15 protein-coding genes and 1 pseudogene are annotated in these 15,613 nt (G+C 63.8%); 9 read left to right on the forward strand and 7 right to left on the reverse strand.

What is annotated here, in order from left to right; translation table 11 throughout:
- The gene (locus FJ426_RS21665) at window positions 1-1,197 is read right to left on the reverse strand and encodes a Tm-1-like ATP-binding domain-containing protein (protein WP_140560219.1); all 1,197 of its coding nucleotides are present in this window, start codon (window positions 1,195-1,197) and stop codon (window positions 1-3) included.
- Window positions 1,198-1,317: 120 nt separating this feature from the next.
- Here FJ426_RS21665 and FJ426_RS21670 point away from each other — a divergent pair, with 120 nt between their 5' ends.
- The 7 genes from FJ426_RS21670 (at window position 1,318) to FJ426_RS21700 (ending at window position 8,026) form a co-directional block, all read left to right on the forward strand.
- Entirely contained in the window at window positions 1,318-2,001 is a 684-nt protein-coding gene (locus FJ426_RS21670; protein ID WP_140560220.1) for a TetR/AcrR family transcriptional regulator, read from the forward strand.
- A 357-nt stretch (window positions 2,002-2,358) separates the two neighbouring features.
- Window positions 2,359-3,675: an ABC transporter substrate-binding protein gene (locus FJ426_RS21675; protein WP_140500410.1), complete on the forward strand. Its 1,317-nt coding sequence runs from the start codon at window positions 2,359-2,361 to the stop codon at window positions 3,673-3,675.
- Between the two features lie 69 nt (window positions 3,676-3,744).
- On the forward strand, window positions 3,745-4,650 hold the full coding sequence (locus FJ426_RS21680) for a sugar ABC transporter permease (protein WP_140500408.1): 906 nt from the start codon (window positions 3,745-3,747) through the stop codon (window positions 4,648-4,650).
- Between the two features lies 1 nt (window position 4,651).
- The gene (locus FJ426_RS21685) at window positions 4,652-5,611 is read left to right on the forward strand and encodes a carbohydrate ABC transporter permease (protein ID WP_140500406.1); all 960 of its coding nucleotides are present in this window, start codon (window positions 4,652-4,654) and stop codon (window positions 5,609-5,611) included.
- Entirely contained in the window at window positions 5,608-5,841 is a 234-nt protein-coding gene (locus FJ426_RS21690; protein ID WP_140513808.1) for a hypothetical protein, read from the forward strand. The genes FJ426_RS21685 and FJ426_RS21690 overlap by 4 nt, the downstream gene beginning before the upstream one ends.
- On the forward strand, window positions 5,838-6,941 hold the full coding sequence (locus FJ426_RS21695) for an ABC transporter ATP-binding protein (RefSeq protein ID WP_140500402.1): 1,104 nt from the start codon (window positions 5,838-5,840) through the stop codon (window positions 6,939-6,941). The genes FJ426_RS21690 and FJ426_RS21695 overlap by 4 nt, the downstream gene beginning before the upstream one ends.
- Entirely contained in the window at window positions 6,941-8,026 is a 1,086-nt protein-coding gene (locus FJ426_RS21700) for an ABC transporter ATP-binding protein (RefSeq protein WP_140513807.1), read from the forward strand. Before FJ426_RS21695 ends, FJ426_RS21700 begins: the two co-directional genes overlap by 1 nt.
- Before the next feature lie 327 nt (window positions 8,027-8,353).
- Here the strand turns inward: FJ426_RS21700 and FJ426_RS21705 are convergent.
- From FJ426_RS21705 to FJ426_RS21715, 3 genes and pseudogenes are all read right to left on the reverse strand, one after another.
- Window positions 8,354-8,784, reverse strand: a pseudogene (locus FJ426_RS21705) (DUF4437 domain-containing protein).
- A 146-nt stretch (window positions 8,785-8,930) separates the two neighbouring features.
- Window positions 8,931-9,854 carry an AraC family transcriptional regulator gene (locus FJ426_RS21710; protein ID WP_246675579.1) on the reverse strand — a complete coding sequence of 308 codons (924 nt, stop codon included), beginning with the start codon at window positions 9,852-9,854 and terminating at the stop codon, window positions 8,931-8,933.
- Between the two features lie 152 nt (window positions 9,855-10,006).
- The gene (locus FJ426_RS21715; RefSeq protein WP_140500395.1) at window positions 10,007-10,993 is read right to left on the reverse strand and encodes an AraC family transcriptional regulator; all 987 of its coding nucleotides are present in this window, start codon (window positions 10,991-10,993) and stop codon (window positions 10,007-10,009) included.
- A 91-nt stretch (window positions 10,994-11,084) separates the two neighbouring features.
- Here FJ426_RS21715 and FJ426_RS21720 point away from each other — a divergent pair, with 91 nt between their 5' ends.
- Entirely contained in the window at window positions 11,085-12,299 is a 1,215-nt protein-coding gene (locus FJ426_RS21720) for an MFS transporter (RefSeq protein ID WP_140560222.1), read from the forward strand.
- A 120-nt stretch (window positions 12,300-12,419) separates the two neighbouring features.
- On the opposite strand, the gene FJ426_RS21725 is transcribed toward FJ426_RS21720, so the two are convergent.
- Window positions 12,420-12,767: a GFA family protein gene (locus FJ426_RS21725; protein WP_140513804.1), complete on the reverse strand. Its 348-nt coding sequence runs from the start codon at window positions 12,765-12,767 to the stop codon at window positions 12,420-12,422.
- A gap of 120 nt (window positions 12,768-12,887) precedes the next feature.
- Here FJ426_RS21725 and FJ426_RS21730 point away from each other — a divergent pair, with 120 nt between their 5' ends.
- Window positions 12,888-14,183, forward strand: a complete 1,296-nt coding sequence (locus tag FJ426_RS21730; protein WP_140825518.1) for an amidase — start codon at window positions 12,888-12,890, stop codon at window positions 14,181-14,183.
- A gap of 18 nt (window positions 14,184-14,201) precedes the next feature.
- Here the strand turns inward: FJ426_RS21730 and FJ426_RS21735 are convergent, their stop codons facing one another.
- Both FJ426_RS21735 and FJ426_RS21740 read right to left on the reverse strand, forming a co-directional pair.
- Complete coding sequence (locus tag FJ426_RS21735) at window positions 14,202-14,591, reverse strand: hypothetical protein (protein WP_140500387.1); 390 nt, start codon at window positions 14,589-14,591, stop codon at window positions 14,202-14,204.
- Window positions 14,592-14,632: 41 nt separating this feature from the next.
- A complete protein-coding gene (locus FJ426_RS21740; protein ID WP_140560224.1) occupies window positions 14,633-15,613 on the reverse strand; it encodes a hydroxyacid dehydrogenase in 981 nt (326 codons plus the stop codon).

Here is a 15,613-nt window from a genome sequence, read left to right on the forward strand (position 1 = left end):
TCACTGTCTGGCGATTTCGAGGAAAGCCGCGACCGCGGCCTTGGCGAATCGGGGATCATTGATGTGCAGCGGCAGGCGTGTCAGCCGGCGCGTCGCGTTCGGCTTAATCGTGCGCTCAATGGCTTCGAACAGGGCGGCATCGGCTTGCGGGTCGAAGAAGGCGCCGCCTTCGATGTCGAGCGCCGAGACGCCTTTCTCCGGGACAAGGAAATGCACGGGCCCCTTGCAGCGGGCGAGCCTTGTGCCGATCCACTCGCCGATCTTGCGGCATTCCTGCGCCGTCGTTCGCATCAGCGTGACGTTCGGGTTGTGCTCGTAGAACAGCCGCCCGCGATAAGGGTCCGGAATGGTCGCAGGCGCCCAGAAATTGACCATGTCGAGCGCGCCGACCGAGCCGACATAAGGCAGGCCGGTGCGGGCAACGGCACCGAAACGATCCTCCGTCGCCGGCAGCACGCCGCCGAACAGGAGATCGCAGACCTCAGTGGTGGTGATGTCGATGACGCCGGACAGCAAGCCGCTGTCGGCCAGTTTTTCCATGCTGCGGCCGCCGGTGCCGGTGGCGTGAAACACCATGCAGTCATAGGTCGAACGGAGCTGATCCGCGATTGCCGTCACGCAGGGCGTGGTGACGCCGAACATGGTGAGGCCGATCGACGGCTTGCCCTCGGGCGGCGGCGGCGGTCCGGCGGCCATGCCCGATATCGCCTGGGCCGCATTGTGCAGAACGACACGCGAGAGCTGGTTCAGCCCGGCCATGTCGGTCACCGACGGCATCATGACGATGTCCGAGATGTCGACATAAGGCGCGGTGTCGCCGGAAGCGAGCGTCGAAACCATGATCTTGGGCAGGCCGAGCGGCAGCGTGCGCATGCCTGCGGTGACGATCGACGTGCCGCCGCCGCCGCCGATGCCGATCATGGCGGCAATGTCGTTTCTCGATTGGGCAAAGCGAGCGAAGGCGATGCCCATGGCGGCGACCGCGGCGCCGCGGTCCTCGCCGGCGAGCACCGCGTCTCGCCCGCTGGGATGGTGGCCTGCCACATCCTCAGCGGCAATGTCGACCGGCACGCTCGCGCCGCGCGTTCCGACGTCGACCCGGCAGACAGCGGCACCCGTGGCGGCGATCGCGTCGGCCAGGAAGGCGAGTTCCTCACCCTTGGTGTCCGCGGTGCCCACCACATAAATGCGCTTCATCGATGCCTCCCTCTGCCGGTCCAAGTCACCCAAGGCTCAGTGCTCTACAGAGCGTCAACCTAGCCATTCCAAAAATGAGGAGGTCATTGCAATTTTTTGAGACGCGCGTATCATATTGATATGGATGTCTCACGTCAACACGCCGCAACAAGCGACGACACCGCCGGGGGACCCGAACGTGGACCCCGCGCGCGCACGAAACGGCTGATGCTGGAGACGGCGACGAGGCTGATGCAGGCAGGCGCAACACCTTCGATCAGCGAGGTTGCCGAGGCGGCGCAGGTGTCCCGCGCCACCGCCTACCGGTATTTTCCGAGCCAGGCGGCACTGGTGCAGGCAGTGGTTAACGAGGGGCTCGGGCCGATCCTCACCTGGAAATCCACCTCTGCCGATGCCGAGCGCCGCGTTGCCGAGCTCTTCGACACGGCCATGCCGCGCATCGAGGCTTTCGAGGCGACCTTCAAGGCGGCATTGAAACTGTCGCTCGATCAGTGGGCGCGGCGCCAGGCCGGTACTTTGGGAAGCGAACCGGCCTTCAAGCGGGGCCACCGCGTCGAATTGCTTCAGGACGCGCTCGCTCCGCTCAAGGGCCGGCTGCCGCCGCGCGACCTCAAGCGGCTGGCGCAGGCGCTGTCGCTGATCTTCGGCGTCGAGGTGCTTATCGTGCTGAAGGACATCTGGGGACTGGACGGTCGCCGGACGATGTCCGTTGCCCAGTGGGCGGCGGTCGCCCTGGTGCGCGCGGCGATCGCGGAATCAGTCTCCGAAGCACAAGCGATCGAACCAACAAGGGTCACGAAATAGCAGGTATCTGGTTCTACCAGATTTGCATACTGGTTGCCGATATTAACCGCAATGCTGAAGCATGAACAAGGCCGATGTCTATCAATGAGTAGGAAAATTTAGGAAAAACAGGCAGATAAGGCTGGAATTCGAGGCTTCGAGCTGTCACCATTGCTCAAGAAAGGGCTTGACGGAGCTTCAAAATTGGTAATACCAGATCAAAGGAGAAAAGCGGATCGAAAGTGAGGGCTGCGATCCATTTCCGGACGGGCGAGGAGGCTCCAAACCGGAAGGCGCGACCAAGGGAGGAACTACCAGGGCCGGCCCCGTTTGCCGGCTCGCTTGATACGGTAGAATGCGCACAAGGGAGGAAACATCATGCGCAAGATAGTGACCAGCTTGCTTGCTGGTATCGGCTTGACACTTGCCTGCGGAACATCCGTCTACGCCCAGGACAAATCGCTCACCATCTTCTGGGCGGAATGGGATCCTGCCAACTACCTCCAGGAACTCGGCAACGAGTACGAGAAGGAAACCGGCGTCAAGATCACGGTGGAAACCACGCCCTGGGCCGACTTCCAGACCAAGGCCTTCACCGAGTTCAACGCTCATGGCGACGCCTACGACCTGGTCGTCGGCGACTCGCAGTGGCTCGGCGCCGGCTCGACCGGTGGCCACTATGTCGACCTCACCGACTTCTTCAACAAGCACAAGCTCGGCGAGGTGATGGCGCCGGCGACGGTGAAGTACTACGCCGAATATCCCGGCAACAGCGGCAAGTACTGGGCCATCCCGCTCGAAGGCGACGCCGTCGGCTGGTCCTATCGCAAGGACTGGTTCGAGGATCCGAAGGAGAAGGAAGCCTTCAAGGCCAAATACGGCTACGATCTCGACGTGCCGAAGGATTTCAAGGCGCTGCGCGACATCGCCGAATTCTTCCACCGGCCGGACCAGAAGAGATACGGCATCGCCATCTACACGGACAATTCCTATGACGCGATGGCGATGGGCTTCGAGAACGCGCTGTTCTCCTATGGCGGCGAACTGGGTGACTATTCGACCTACAAGGTCGACGGTTTCATCAACTCCGACAAGGCTGTTGCCGCGCTCGACGCCTATAAGGAGCTTTACAAGTTCACGCCTCCGGGCTGGGCCAAGTCGTTCTTCGTCGAGGACAACCAGGCGATCACCGAAAACCTGGCCGCGATGAGCATGAACTACTTCGCGTTCTTCCCCTCGCTGATCAACGAGGCGTCGAACCCGAACGCCAAGAACACCGGCTTCTTCGCCAATCCTCCCGGGCCGAACGGCGACCAGTTCGCCGCACTCGGTGGCCAGGGCATCTCCGTCGTCTCCTACTCGCAGAAGCAGGACGAGGCGATGAAGTTCCTCGAATGGTTCATCAAGGACGAGACCCAGAAGAAGTGGGCGGCACTCGGCGGCTACACCTGCAGCGCAGCCGTGCTCAAGTCGGAAGAGTTCCAGAATGCGACGCCCTACAACAAGGCCTTCTACGAGACCATGTTCAAGGTGAAGGATTTCTGGGCGGTGCCGGAATATGCCGAACTGCTCCAGCAGCTCAACCAGCGCGTCTATCCCTACATGATCGGCGGCGAAGGCACCGCCAAGGAAACGCTCGACGCACTGGCCGCCGACTGGAACGCGACCTTCAAGAAATACGGCCGCGGCCAATAATCGTTCATGTCCCACGGAGGGGGCGCTCATGCCTCCTCCGTTTCTTTTTCTTCAAGCGGGAGCAGGGTCTTGGCGACCACGATGATCACCACGCTGGACAGATCTTCACGCGCGGCCGCGCGTGGCCTTAGCGATATTTCGATCCGCAATCTTTTCATCATCCCGACGATCCTGTTCCTGATCGTCTTCAACATCTTTCCGCTGATCTATTCGCTCGGCTATTCCTTCACCGATTTCCGCGCCTCGACCAACGCGCCGGCGAATTTCGTCGGGTTGCAGAACTACCGCGACCTGCTCAGCGACCCTTATGTCTGGTCCAACTTCGCGATCACCGCCAAATACGTGATCATCTCGGTCGCCGGACAGTTGCTGGTCGGTTTCGGCGTGGCGATGCTGCTCAACCGCGATATTCCGCTGAAGGGGCTGCTGACGACCCTGCTGCTGCTGCCGATGATGCTGTCGATGGCCGTCGTCGGCCTGTTCTGGAAACTGCTCTACGATCCGTCATGGGGCGTCATCAACTATGCGCTTGGGCTTGGCAATTTCGAGTGGCTGGCCGACCCCAAGATGGCACTCTACGCGGTGGCGCTGACCGACATCTGGATGTGGTCGCCCTTCGTCATGCTGCTGTCGCTGGCCGGCCTCTCGGCGGTGCCGAAGCACCTCTACGAAGCCGCCGCTATCGACCGCGCCGGTCCGTTCTACACCTTCTTCCGCATCACCTTGCCGCTGGTCGCGCCGATCCTCATGATCGCCGTCATCTTCCGCACCATGGAAGCGTTCAAGACCTTCGATCTGGCCTACATCCTGACCACCCAGCCGACGGCTGAACTGATCTCGATCCGGCTCTACAAGATGGCGTTCCAGGAATGGCAGACCGGGCGCTCCTGCGCGCTCGCCTACATCGTGCTGATCATGGTGCTGGCCATCACCAACATCTACGTCAAATATCTCAACAAAGTGAAGGAGCGCTGAGATGGCCGCCGTCCGCACTTCTTCCGAGATCGCCCTCAACCGCGTCGCAATCGTCGCCGTGCTGGTGGCGACAGTGATCTTCCTGGCGCCGATCTACTGGATCGCCTCGACGGCGTTCAAGCCGCGCAATCTTGCCACCACCATCCCGCCGACGGTCGTGTTCCAGCCGGAGATATCGCCCTTCGTGAAGCTGTTCACCAAGCGCTCGCAATTGCGCAGCCCGCCTTCGCCGGAAGAATACGCGGCGGCGCCCTGGTGGGAACGCGTCGTCTTCGACGGCGGCGAAAAGATCGTGCGCGACGGCAAGGGCCAGGTGCAATGGTCGGGCTATCCGAACCGTTTCATGAATTCGCTGATCGTCGCGATCACTTCGACGGTGCTGGCGGTCGGCATGGGTACGTTCACCGCCTATGGCTTCTCGCGCTTTAGGGTCAAAGGCGAGGCGGACCTTTTGTTCTTCATCCTGTCGACCCGCATGCTGCCGCCCGTGGTGGTGGCGATCCCGATGTTCCTGATGTACCGGGCGGTCGGCCTCAACGATTCCCATATCGGGCTGATCATCCTCTACACCGCCTTCAACCTGTCCTTCTCGGTTTGGCTGATGAAGGGTTTTATGGACGAGATCCCGAAGGAGTACGAGGAAGCGGCGCTCGTCGACGGCTATACGCGCATGGAAGCCTTCTTCAAGATCGTGCTGCCCGAAGCCGCCACCGGCATCGCCGCGACGGCCGTGTTCTGCTTCATCACGGCATGGAACGAATATGCCTTCGCGCTGATCATGACCAATCGCCGCGCCCAGACCGCACCGCCGTTCATCCCGAGCCAGGTCGGCTCCGGGCTGCCGGACTGGACGGTGATCGCCGCCGGCACTTTCCTGTTCCTGCTTCCTGTCGCCATCTTCACCTTCCTGCTTCGTAATCACCTGTTGCGCGGCATGTCCTTCGGAGCGATCCGCAAATGAGCTTTCGCGCCATCAACCAGAAATATCTGGAACCAGGCAGCCAGGTGCTGATGGTGCTCGGCATCGTTGCGCTCTGCCAACCCTGGAACTTGCTGCTGCACAGCTATGGGCTGACCATCATCCTGATCGGCCTGATCGGCTTCAACATCACCTCCAAGATCGCACCGCAAGAGGAAGCCGGAACCGGCCAGTCAGGCGATCCGCAGCGAAATCCGGGAGCGCAGCATTGACCCAGATCGAGCTTCGCGGCGTCCAGAAGTTCTTCGGCGCCGTCCAGGTCATCAAGGACCTCAACCTCAAGATCGAAGACAACGAGTTCATCGTGCTGCTCGGCCAGTCGGGCTGCGGCAAGACGACGACGCTGCGCGCCATTGCCGGGCTGGAGACGATCGACGAGGGCGACATCCTCATCGACGGCAAGCCCATCCAGCATCTGAAGGCCGCCGATCGCGACATCGCCATGGTCTTCCAGTCGTTCTCGCTGTACCCGCATATGAGCGTCTACGAGAACATCGCCTTTCCCTTGCGCGCCACGCGAAAGAGCAAGAGCGAAATCGACCAGGAAGTTCGCTCGGTCGCCAAGACGCTGCAAATCACGGACCTGCTCGGCAAGAAACCGTCGGCGCTGTCGGGCGGCGACATGCAGCGCGTGGCGATCGGCCGGGCACTGGTGCGGCGGCCGAAAGCGATGCTGATGGACGAGCCGATCGGCGCGCTCGACGCCAAGCTGCGCGAGGAGATGCGGGCCGAGATCAAGCGGCTGCACATCAAGCAAGGCTCGACCACCATCTACGTCACCCATGACCAGATCGAGGCGATGAGCCTCGCCGATCGCATCGTCATCATGCATGAGGGGGTTCTCCAGCAGGTCGGCTCCCCCGACGAGGTCTATTCGCACCCGGCCAACCTCTTCGTCGCGCAATTCGTCGGCAGTCCGGTGATGAACGTGGCCGACGCGGCGGTGGCCGAAAAAGCCTCGTCGGCCTCGGTGACGGTGGGCGATGCGCCAACCGGTTTCGAATTCCCGCGCGCGCTCCTGTCGAAGCTGAACGGCCATGCGGGCGGCCGGCTGGCACTCGGCATCAGGCCGGAAGGCGTCCTCATCAGCCGTGAGGCGGCGGAGGGCTTCATGGCGGTCGAGACGCAGATCGTCGAGCCGCTCGGCTCGTTCGACATCGTCGACCTGAAAGTCGGCTCCAAGATGCTGCGCGCCCGCACCAAGAGCGGCTTCATTTCGGGTCCCGGCGAGAGGGTGTTCGCCAGGATCGATCCGACACAGGCGCATTTCTTCGACGCGGCGAGCGGCAAGTCGCTCGGAGTGAGACTCTGATGGCCCATATCCAGCTCAAGAATATCTCCAAGACGTTCGGCAATCACACGGCCCTGACCGGGCTCGACCTCGACATCGCCGATGGCGAGTTCTTCGTCCTGCTCGGCGAGACGGGCGCGGGCAAGACAACGACGCTGCGGCTGATCGCCGGACTGGAAAAACCGAGCGAGGGCCAGGTCTTCATCGACGGGATCGACGTTGCCGACTGGGGCGCCGCGGAGCGCGACGTGGCGCTGGTGCTACAGCAATATTCGCTCTACCCGCGCTATACGGTGCGCGAAAACCTCGAATTCCCGCTGAAGCCGAAGATCCGGCGGCTGCCCGACGCCGAAATCAAGGACCGCGTCGACCGCGCGGCGCGGACGCTCAGGATCGAGCATCTGCTCGACCGCAAGACCGACCGGCTGTCGGGCGGCGAGATGCAGCGCGTCTCGATCGGCCGGGCCATCGTGCGCAAGCCGCGCGTGTTCCTGATGGACGAGCCGCTGTCGGCGCTCGACGCCAAGCTGCGCGAGGCGCTGCGCACGGAACTGAAGAACCTGCAGATGCAGCTCGGCGCCACCTTCCTGTTCGTCACCCACGACCAGATCGAGGCGATGTCCATGGGCGACAAGGTGGGCGTGCTCAACCATGGCCGCATCGTCCAGACCGGCACGCCGCATGAGATCTACAACAATCCGCGCGACACCTATGTGGCGAGCTTCGTGGGCTCGCCGCCGATGAACCTCATCGACGGCAGGGTGGTCAACGATCGTGCGGTCATGGCGCCGCTGAATTTCGAATTGCCGCTTTCAGGGGGAGCCAAGGCGAGTGCGGCGACCGACGGTCGCCCGCTCGTCTTCGGCATCCGCCCCGAGGACGTCTATCTCGAGAGCGGTGCGCCGGTCGAGGCGCGCGTCCACGACGTCGAAAACCATGGCGTGGAAAAGATCCTGACGCTGCGCGTGGGCGAGACCACGCTGCGCGCCACGGTGCCGGCGCGGACCGATGTCGCGATCGAGCAGCCGGTGCGCTTTGCCTGGAATCCGGACAAGGTGGTGCTGTTCGACAAGGGCAGCGGCGTGAGTTTGCGGCACGCCGGATGAGGCGAATATCGCGAATGCGATGTTCCGGACAGCGCCCTAAACAAAAAGCCCGCCTTGCGGCAGGGCAACGAATCCGGGCTAACGGTTTCCTTCGGAGCTTTCGTCGGCGCGCTGTTGATGGAGCCTTGAACGGAAAAACCCGCCTGTGCGGCGGGTCCCTGGCGCAACTCAGCACCATAACCAAATATCTACCATAGTTGCCTTCACCCAGTCAAGAAAAAATTCCTATCATGGGAAACTGGCACAGCGGGACTGGCTGTGGTCAGGTCTTGTTAACCCGAGTTCTGAGCCTCCGAGCAATGCCGGCCGGACAGCCGTCCCGCACCTCTACTTCGGCAGGTAGGTCTCATAGGGCTCGGTGTTGATCAGCAGGATCACGCATTCCGTGTCCGAGAGGCAGGCGTCGTCATGCATCTCGTTGGCCTTCTGGGTCCAGTAGGATCCGGGAGGCAGCTCGACCTTGCTCGCCTCGCCGCCGTCCATCTGCCAGTGCGCCCATAGCCCTGGATCACCACGGCGCGATAATCGGCGGTGTGCGCATGAACAGGGGCGTGCCAGTTGCCCGGGACTTTCAGCAAGGTACCCGCGGGGCCCTTGGCCCTTTCTCCCCATAGCGGTCCGAGACGCTGCGGTTGGTCCGGCGCCTCAGAAACATAGGGAATCTTGTTGGCCGGCAGATAGCTGTCCTCAAGGGCGAAGACACGGCCGGGGACAGTGAGCATTGCGGCCAGCGTCAGGATTTTTAAGTGATTTGGCATCGCTTCTCCTCTTCGGGCCGACTTGCCGCCGGCGCTCGTCTGTTGGATGACAAGCTATTGCAAATGGCCAAGCCGGGAATGGCATTCTGTCCGGAACACTCGGCAATTCATCCAGGCCGGAAATCGCCACTGCAAACAGCGTTGATTTAGCCTTTTCCCGAGGTGCCGCCCGCGGCGCGCAAATGGCTGGGCGCGCTGCCGACGATGCGCTTGAAGGCCCGGCTGAACGACGCTTCCGAATCATAGCCCAATCTGGCGGCGATCACCGACACCCGCATCCCTTCTTCCTCGAGCCACCGTCTTGCCTGATGCATGCGCACCCCGGCGACATATTTTGCCGGCGTCTCTCCGACGACGGCCGTGAAACGTTCGGCAAAAGCCGACCGTGAGGCGCCCATCTCGCGGGCCAGCGCTTCGACGGTCCAGTTCCTGTCAGGCTGCCGATGAATGGCGACCAGCACGCGGCCGATGTCCCGATCCTTGATCGCCGCGATCCAACCCGTGATGTCACCGGCGCTGTTCTCCACCCAGGATCGGATGATGGCTGCGGCCAATACATCGGCCAGCCGCGCCAGCATCATGCCGGAGCCGGCCCGGTTCCTCGTCGCCTCGTCGGCCATGGCTTCCAGCAAATGCGGGATGCCTGGCTCGCCGGCCATCAGCTCCTTCGCGCGCAGCATATCCGGCATCATGGCCAGCAGTGGATGCGAGCCATCGTGGTTGAAGTGCATGCTGCCGCAGAACAGCAGCGTTTTTGCACCATGGCCGCCGTTCGAGACGGCGTAGACATTGTCCTGCAGGGGCTCGACGCTGTAGCTTTCGAGCGGTTCGGCTTGTACACCGGGTGCGCTGGCAAGGATATGCTCGGCGCCGCGCGGCAACAGCAATGCATCGCCGGCTTTCAGTTCCATCCATTCGCCTAGTGGCGAAAGCAGCCAGCATCCGGCACGGCCGATGAAGTGAAACCGGGCCGCCTTCTGCACCGGAAAGAGCACGGCCCAAGGCGCGCCCAGTTCGCAGCGGCCATGGTCGACGCCCTCGAGGCGCAGCGCGCGCAAGATCTCGGTCAACGCACCCCCGGGGCCGGCACAGTGTCGTTGGGCGAGGTCAAGTCCATGCCGATTCCTACAGCAGTTCAGCGTCCACGGAAACGCTGAACTGCTGTACCTCTTCGGGCAATTCCGGACGGAATTGCTCCAGCCTGGAGTCACGGCCTGCCGCTTCAGCCGGCCTGGCGGATCTCAGCATGTTCCTCGGCACGCAGGTGGCTGGGAGCCGAGCCGATGACGCGCTTGAAGGCCCGGCTGAAGGCGGCGTCCGACTCATAACCCAAGCGTGTGGCGACGACGGAAATCTTCTGGCGATCGCGCACCAGCCATTGTCGGGCCTGGTGCATGCGCACCTGGGTGACGTACCTGGCCGGCGTCTCGCCGACAATGGTGGCAAAACGCTCGGCAAAGCCCGATCGCGAGGCGCCCATCATCCTGGCGAGCGCCTCGACGGTCCAGTCGCGGTCCGGTTCGAGATGGATGGCGGCCAGAACGCGCCCGATGTCGGGATCCCTGACCGCCGCGATCCAACCGCTTGAATCGCCGCAGCCGCGCTCGACCCATGAGCGGATCACGGTGGCGGCAAGGACGTCGGCGAGCCGCGCCAGAATGCCGCCGGAGCCGACGCGCTCCATCGTCACTTCACGCGCCATCGAGTCCAGGAGATGCGGAATACCCGGCTCATAAGCTTCGAGTTCATGCGCGCGCATGACATCAGGCATCATGCCGAGCAGGGGATGCAGGCCATCGATGTTGAAGTACATGCTGCCGAAAAACAGCAGCGTGCCCGGACAGCGACCATCGGGGCACATGGCTTCATTGGACATGCAATAGACGTTCTTGCAGACTTCTTCGGCCGCGTAGCCCTGGATCGGCCAAGCCTTGGTGCCCGGTTCGCTTGCCAGCACATGCGCTGCGCCACGCGGCAGCAGCGCCGCGTCGCCCGCCTTGAGCTCGACCCACTCGCCCGAGGGCTGCATCAGCCAGCAGCCCTTGCGGCCGATGAAGTGGAATCGCGCCGCTGCCTGGGCCGGAAACTGGATGCCCCAAGGCTCCCGCATTTCGCAACGGGCGTAGTCGACGCCGTCGAGACGCAGCCCGCGCAATATGTCGGTCAGCGGATCGCCAGTGGTCGGAATTTTGGACGAACGGTCAAACATAATGGTGTTTCTAGCATGGAAACTCCAGGCCGTCACTCCCTATGTTGCAGTGCAGCCAAATGTTGCGCTGCAACTTCATCGGAGACTGACCATGGCCGAACCCGCGACGGGCGTCGTCGACGCCGCCCTATTGAACACTGTCGATCAGGAGGAACGAACAGAGCCGGCATGGGGCGCCGTCGTCTCGCTGGCGCTTGGTGTTTTCGGTCTCGTTACGGCGGAATTCCTGCCCGCCAGCCTGTTGACGCCGATGGCGAGCGATCTCGGCGTCAGCGAAGGCGTTGCGGGACAAGCGGTCACCGCGACCGCGATCGTCGGCGCCATTGCCGCCCCCACAATGGCGATCATGACACGGCGCATGGATCGCAGGCTGGTGATGTGGATGCTGACCGCGTTTCTGATCGCCTCGAACCTTTTGGCCGCCTTTGCCTCATCGCTGCCCATGCTTCTGCTTGCCCGCGTCGTGCTCGGCGTTGCGCTCGGCGGCTTCTGGGCTATGTCGGCGGCCATGGCGTTGCGGCTGGTGCCGATGCGGTTGATGCCACGGGCCATGTCGATCATCCTGACCGGCGTTTCGCTGGCCACCGTCACCGCCGCCCCTGTCGGCGCCTATGTCGGTGATATCTGGGGCTGGCGCACGGCTTTCATGATCGCCACGGTCGTCGCCGCGCTGGCGTTGTTGGTGCAGGTGGCCACCATTCCGAAACTGCCGCCGATGGGCGTGGCAAGTTTCCGCACCTTGCTCGAGGTGCTGGAGCGCCCGTCGATCAGGGTGGCGCTGCTGGTCGTGCTGCTGGTCGCTTCGGGGCACTTTGCCGGCTTCACCTATGTGCGCCCCTTCCTCGAGAAGATCCCGATGCTCGGCATCGAGACAATCTCGCTGGTGCTCCTGGCCTATGGCATAGGCGGCTTCTTCGGCAATATCGCCGGCGGCATCCTGGCCGAACGCAATCTCAAGGCCGCCGTCGCGCTGGCACCCCTGCTGATCGCAGTGGCCGCCGCCTTGATGCTGGTCTTCGGCGCCTCGCCGGCGATCGCCGCCGCCGCCGTGGCGGCCTGGGGCTTTGCCTTCGGCGCGGTGCCGGTCGGGCTGCAGACATGGCTGGTGCGGGCCGCGCCCGATCAAGCCGAGAGCGCCGGCGGCCTGATGGTCTCCACCTTCCAGGTGGCGATTGCGCTCGGCGCCGTCTTTGGCGGCCTGCTGGTCGATCATGCCGGCGTCGCCAGTGCCTTCGCCTATTGCGGCGTGGCGACTTTGCTGGCGGCAGTCGTGGTGTTTCTGCTCGGCCCAAAACGCGCCGAGTAGGCTCTCCCGACAAGCATCCCTGACTTGCGCAACGGCCCGAGAACCATCATGGTTCTCGGGCCGTTGCCTTTGCGATGGCGGCGTCGCTGACAGGCAGACGCGGCAGGCTGCCGGCGAAACTCAGGCTGAACGCCCATCGAAGTCGAAGATCGACAAGGCGGACGGATCGACATCGGTGACACAGTTGACGTTGATGTAGGCGCTGCGTTCACTCCCCTCGCGCACATCCTCGGCGAAAGGATGGATGCCGCAGGTGCGACAGAAGCGGTGCGCGATGGCGCAGTTGCCGAATGTGTAGGTGCCGATCTCGTCGCTCCAGGCCAGCACCCGCAGCGCCTGATGCGGAACGGCGCACAGCAAGGCGCCCTTGCGCGAGCAGATCGAGCAATTGCACCGCACGGCTTCGGTCAGTTCCGCCTCGAACTCGAAGGCGACCTTGCCGCAATGACAGCTGCCTTTGTAGAGCATCGTTCTCTTCCTTGCGTCCGCCAGGGGTGCAAAACCGCCCGCGCCGGGTTAAGTCTCGGCACGCCACGCGCTGGCTGCTAAGCTTAAGACGTCCCAGAGGTCCGGAGTCCGACACCGAAGATGCAATCCGTCCGCGATCACCTGGAAACTCTCCTTGCGCGTCTCGCCGCCCGTGCCGGTGAAGAACGTGTGTTCACGAAACTCTATACCGAAGCCGCGCGAGCCGCAGCCGATGCCGCCGACGCGCGGCGGAGGGCCGGCGTGAGGCTCGGACCGCTCGACGGAACGATCATTTCGATCAAGGACCTGTTCGATGTCTGCGGCGAGGCGACCACGGCCGGATCACTGCTGCTCAAGGATGCTGCGCCGGCAATTGGCGACGCCATGATTGTGCGCCGGCTGCGGCAAGCCGGCGCGGTGATCATCGGCAAGACCAACATGACCGAGTTCGCCTTTACCGCCATCGGCGACAACCAGCACTATGGCACGCCTGGCAACGCGACCGATGCCGACCGCATTCCCGGCGGGTCTTCCTCGGGCGCCGGCGTTTCCGTCGGCGAGGGGACGAGCGAAATCTCCATTGGTTCCGACACCGGCGGGTCGATCCGTATTCCGGCGGCACTCAACGGCGTCGTCGGCTTCAAGCCGACGGCGCGGCGGGTGCCGCTCACAGGCGCCTTTCCGCTGTCGGCCACGCTGGACTCGGTCGGCCCGCTCGCCCGCACCGTGGCGCAATGCGCCGCGGCCGATGCGGTGATGGCGGGCGAGGACTTGGCGCTGCCTGCGCCACTCGCCCTTGCGGGGCTGCGCATCGGTCTCCCGCGCGGCGTGCTTTTCGGAGAGACTGAAGGCGCGGTGGCAGCAGCGTTCGAGCGCTGCCTCGGCAAGATCGAGAAGGCCGGCGCACGGGTCGCGGACCTGTCGATCGACGACCTGATCGCGGACCTTCGCGCGGTCACAAAACGCGGTTCGATCGCCGCGATGGAAGGGGCCGAAGTGCATGCAGACTGGCTGGCGGCGGGCTCTCCGGTGCCGGTTGACCCGCATGTGAGCGGACCCTTGTCGCGGGCGGCAATGCTGCCGACCCCGGTTTACATCAGGGCACTGCGTCGCCGTGCCGTGCTGGCCGCCGCCATGGATGAGCGGCTGACGTCGGTCGATGTGCTGGCCCTGCCAACCACGCCGGTGACAGCGCCGACCATCGTCTCCCTGGCGCAAGATGCCGGTCTGCGCGATCGCACGGAGGGCCTGCTGCTGCGCAACACGCAGGTGGCCAACCAGTTCGATCTCTGCGCGATCTCGCTGCCGATACCAGGCATGGCGCTGCCGGCCGGCTTGATGCTGGTGGCGCGCCACGGCCACGACCGCCGTCTGCTGAGCATCGCCGCTGAAGTGGAGAGATTGCTGGGCGGCTGATCGGGACTGAACCGAATGTCAGTGTGAAGAGCAGTGCTTGCGTTCGCTGTCCTTGGCGGCGCGCTCGACGGCCGTCGCGATCAGCCACGGCAGGCTGTATTGCTTGCCGGTGATGGTCTGGGTGCGTCGCTCGATCGATCCCCTGACGACAATCTTGCCGGCAGAGAGCGCATCCGACGCCTCGACCATCGCCTTGTCCTTCGTCGGCAATCCGCCGGTGTCGATCGACACGCCTTTGATGATCTTGCCGGTGGCGAGGTCGAGCACGCTGTTCGATGGGCAGGGAGCCTTGAAGCAGCGCAGCCCGTTGTCGCAATAGACATAGCTGCTTTCGGCCGCGGCGAGCGAGGGCAGCAGGCCCGCTGAAGTGGTGGCAAGGCACAGGAATGCGAGGCGGAGAACGGACATGGCTCCAGCGTCGCGAAGAATTGGGGCGAAACGGCGATGGTCTAGCTGTCGGCGGGAAACCGTCGCCGATAATGCCCGACCACTTCCGGGTTGCGCAGATTGACCGGCAATTTGCCTGCCAGGACCAGCAGGGCCTCGCCGGCCGCGCCAACGCCCATGCGCATCATCGATTCCTCGGTGATGCCGGCCATGTGCGGGGTGATGACGACATTGTCGAAGCTGAAATAGGGATGATCCGATGGCAGCGGCTGCGTCGAGAACACGTCGAGCGCGGCACCGCCGATGCGGCGCTCCCGCAAGGCCTCGATCAGCGCGTCGTCATCGACGACGGGCCCGCGCGACACGTTGATCAGCAGCGCGTTGGGTTTCATGCGCGATATGCGTTCGCGGCTGATCAGGCCGCGCGTTTCCGGCGTCAGCGGACAGCACAGGACGATGATGTCGCTCTGCTCGACCAGCGCGTCGATCGACAGGAAGCCGACCTTGTCCGGCGCCGGCTGCATGCTGCGGGTCGTTGCGACCACTTTCAGGTCGAACCCATGCACGGCGATATGGCCAACGGCCTGTCCGACGGCGCCGAGACCGACGATGCCGATCGTCTTGCCGGCGAGCTCGATGTTGGAATTGGCGTGCTCGCGACCGGCAAGCCAGCCCTTGGCGCGCAGGTCGCGGTCGACGACACGAAACTGCCGAAGCAGGGCGAGGGCTGCAAACATCACATGCTCGGCCACCGAGCGTGCGTTGACCGCCGGCACGTTGGCGACCAGCACACCTGCCGCGGTCGCTGCTTCCATCGGGATCATGTCGAGCCCGGCGCCATGGCGGATCGCTGCCCGCAACCTGGTGGCACCCTCGAACAGCAGGGGCGGCAGGGGCGCGCGCACAATGACGATGTCGGCATTCCTCGCCTCGGCGGCCAGCGTGCCCGGATCGATGGCCGAGGCGACGACAAGCTCACCCGCCCCCGCCAGCATGGCCGCGGCGCGCGGATGCAGTCTGTGCGTCGACAGGATGCGCGTCAT

Origin of the sequence: Mesorhizobium sp. B2-6-4 (assembly GCF_006441495.1) — a bacterium.
Classification (GTDB): Bacteria; Pseudomonadota; Alphaproteobacteria; order Rhizobiales; family Rhizobiaceae; genus Mesorhizobium.

Bases quoted from the DNA above. Each gene is read 5' to 3' on its own strand.
- FJ426_RS21715 (WP_140500395.1), bottom strand. From the start codon at position 10,993: ATGTTTGACCGTTCGTCCAAAATTCCGACCACTGGCGATCCGCTGACC.
- FJ426_RS21735 (WP_140500387.1), bottom strand. From the start codon at position 14,591: ATGTCCGTTCTCCGCCTCGCATTCCTGTGCCTTGCCACCACTTCAGCG.
- FJ426_RS21675 (WP_140500410.1), top strand. From the start codon at position 2,359: ATGCGCAAGATAGTGACCAGCTTGCTTGCTGGTATCGGCTTGACACTT.
- FJ426_RS21685 (WP_140500406.1), top strand. From the start codon at position 4,652: ATGGCCGCCGTCCGCACTTCTTCCGAGATCGCCCTCAACCGCGTCGCA.
- FJ426_RS21740 (WP_140560224.1), bottom strand. From the start codon at position 15,613: ATGACGCGCATCCTGTCGACGCACAGACTGCATCCGCGCGCCGCGGCC.
- FJ426_RS21690 (WP_140513808.1), top strand. From the start codon at position 5,608: ATGAGCTTTCGCGCCATCAACCAGAAATATCTGGAACCAGGCAGCCAG.
- FJ426_RS21700 (WP_140513807.1), top strand. From the start codon at position 6,941: ATGGCCCATATCCAGCTCAAGAATATCTCCAAGACGTTCGGCAATCAC.
- FJ426_RS21720 (WP_140560222.1), top strand. From the start codon at position 11,085: ATGGCCGAACCCGCGACGGGCGTCGTCGACGCCGCCCTATTGAACACT.
- FJ426_RS21725 (WP_140513804.1), bottom strand. From the start codon at position 12,767: ATGCTCTACAAAGGCAGCTGTCATTGCGGCAAGGTCGCCTTCGAGTTC.
- FJ426_RS21665 (WP_140560219.1), bottom strand. From the start codon at position 1,197: ATGAAGCGCATTTATGTGGTGGGCACCGCGGACACCAAGGGTGAGGAA.
- FJ426_RS21670 (WP_140560220.1), top strand. From the start codon at position 1,318: ATGGATGTCTCACGTCAACACGCCGCAACAAGCGACGACACCGCCGGG.
- FJ426_RS21730 (WP_140825518.1), top strand. From the start codon at position 12,888: ATGCAATCCGTCCGCGATCACCTGGAAACTCTCCTTGCGCGTCTCGCC.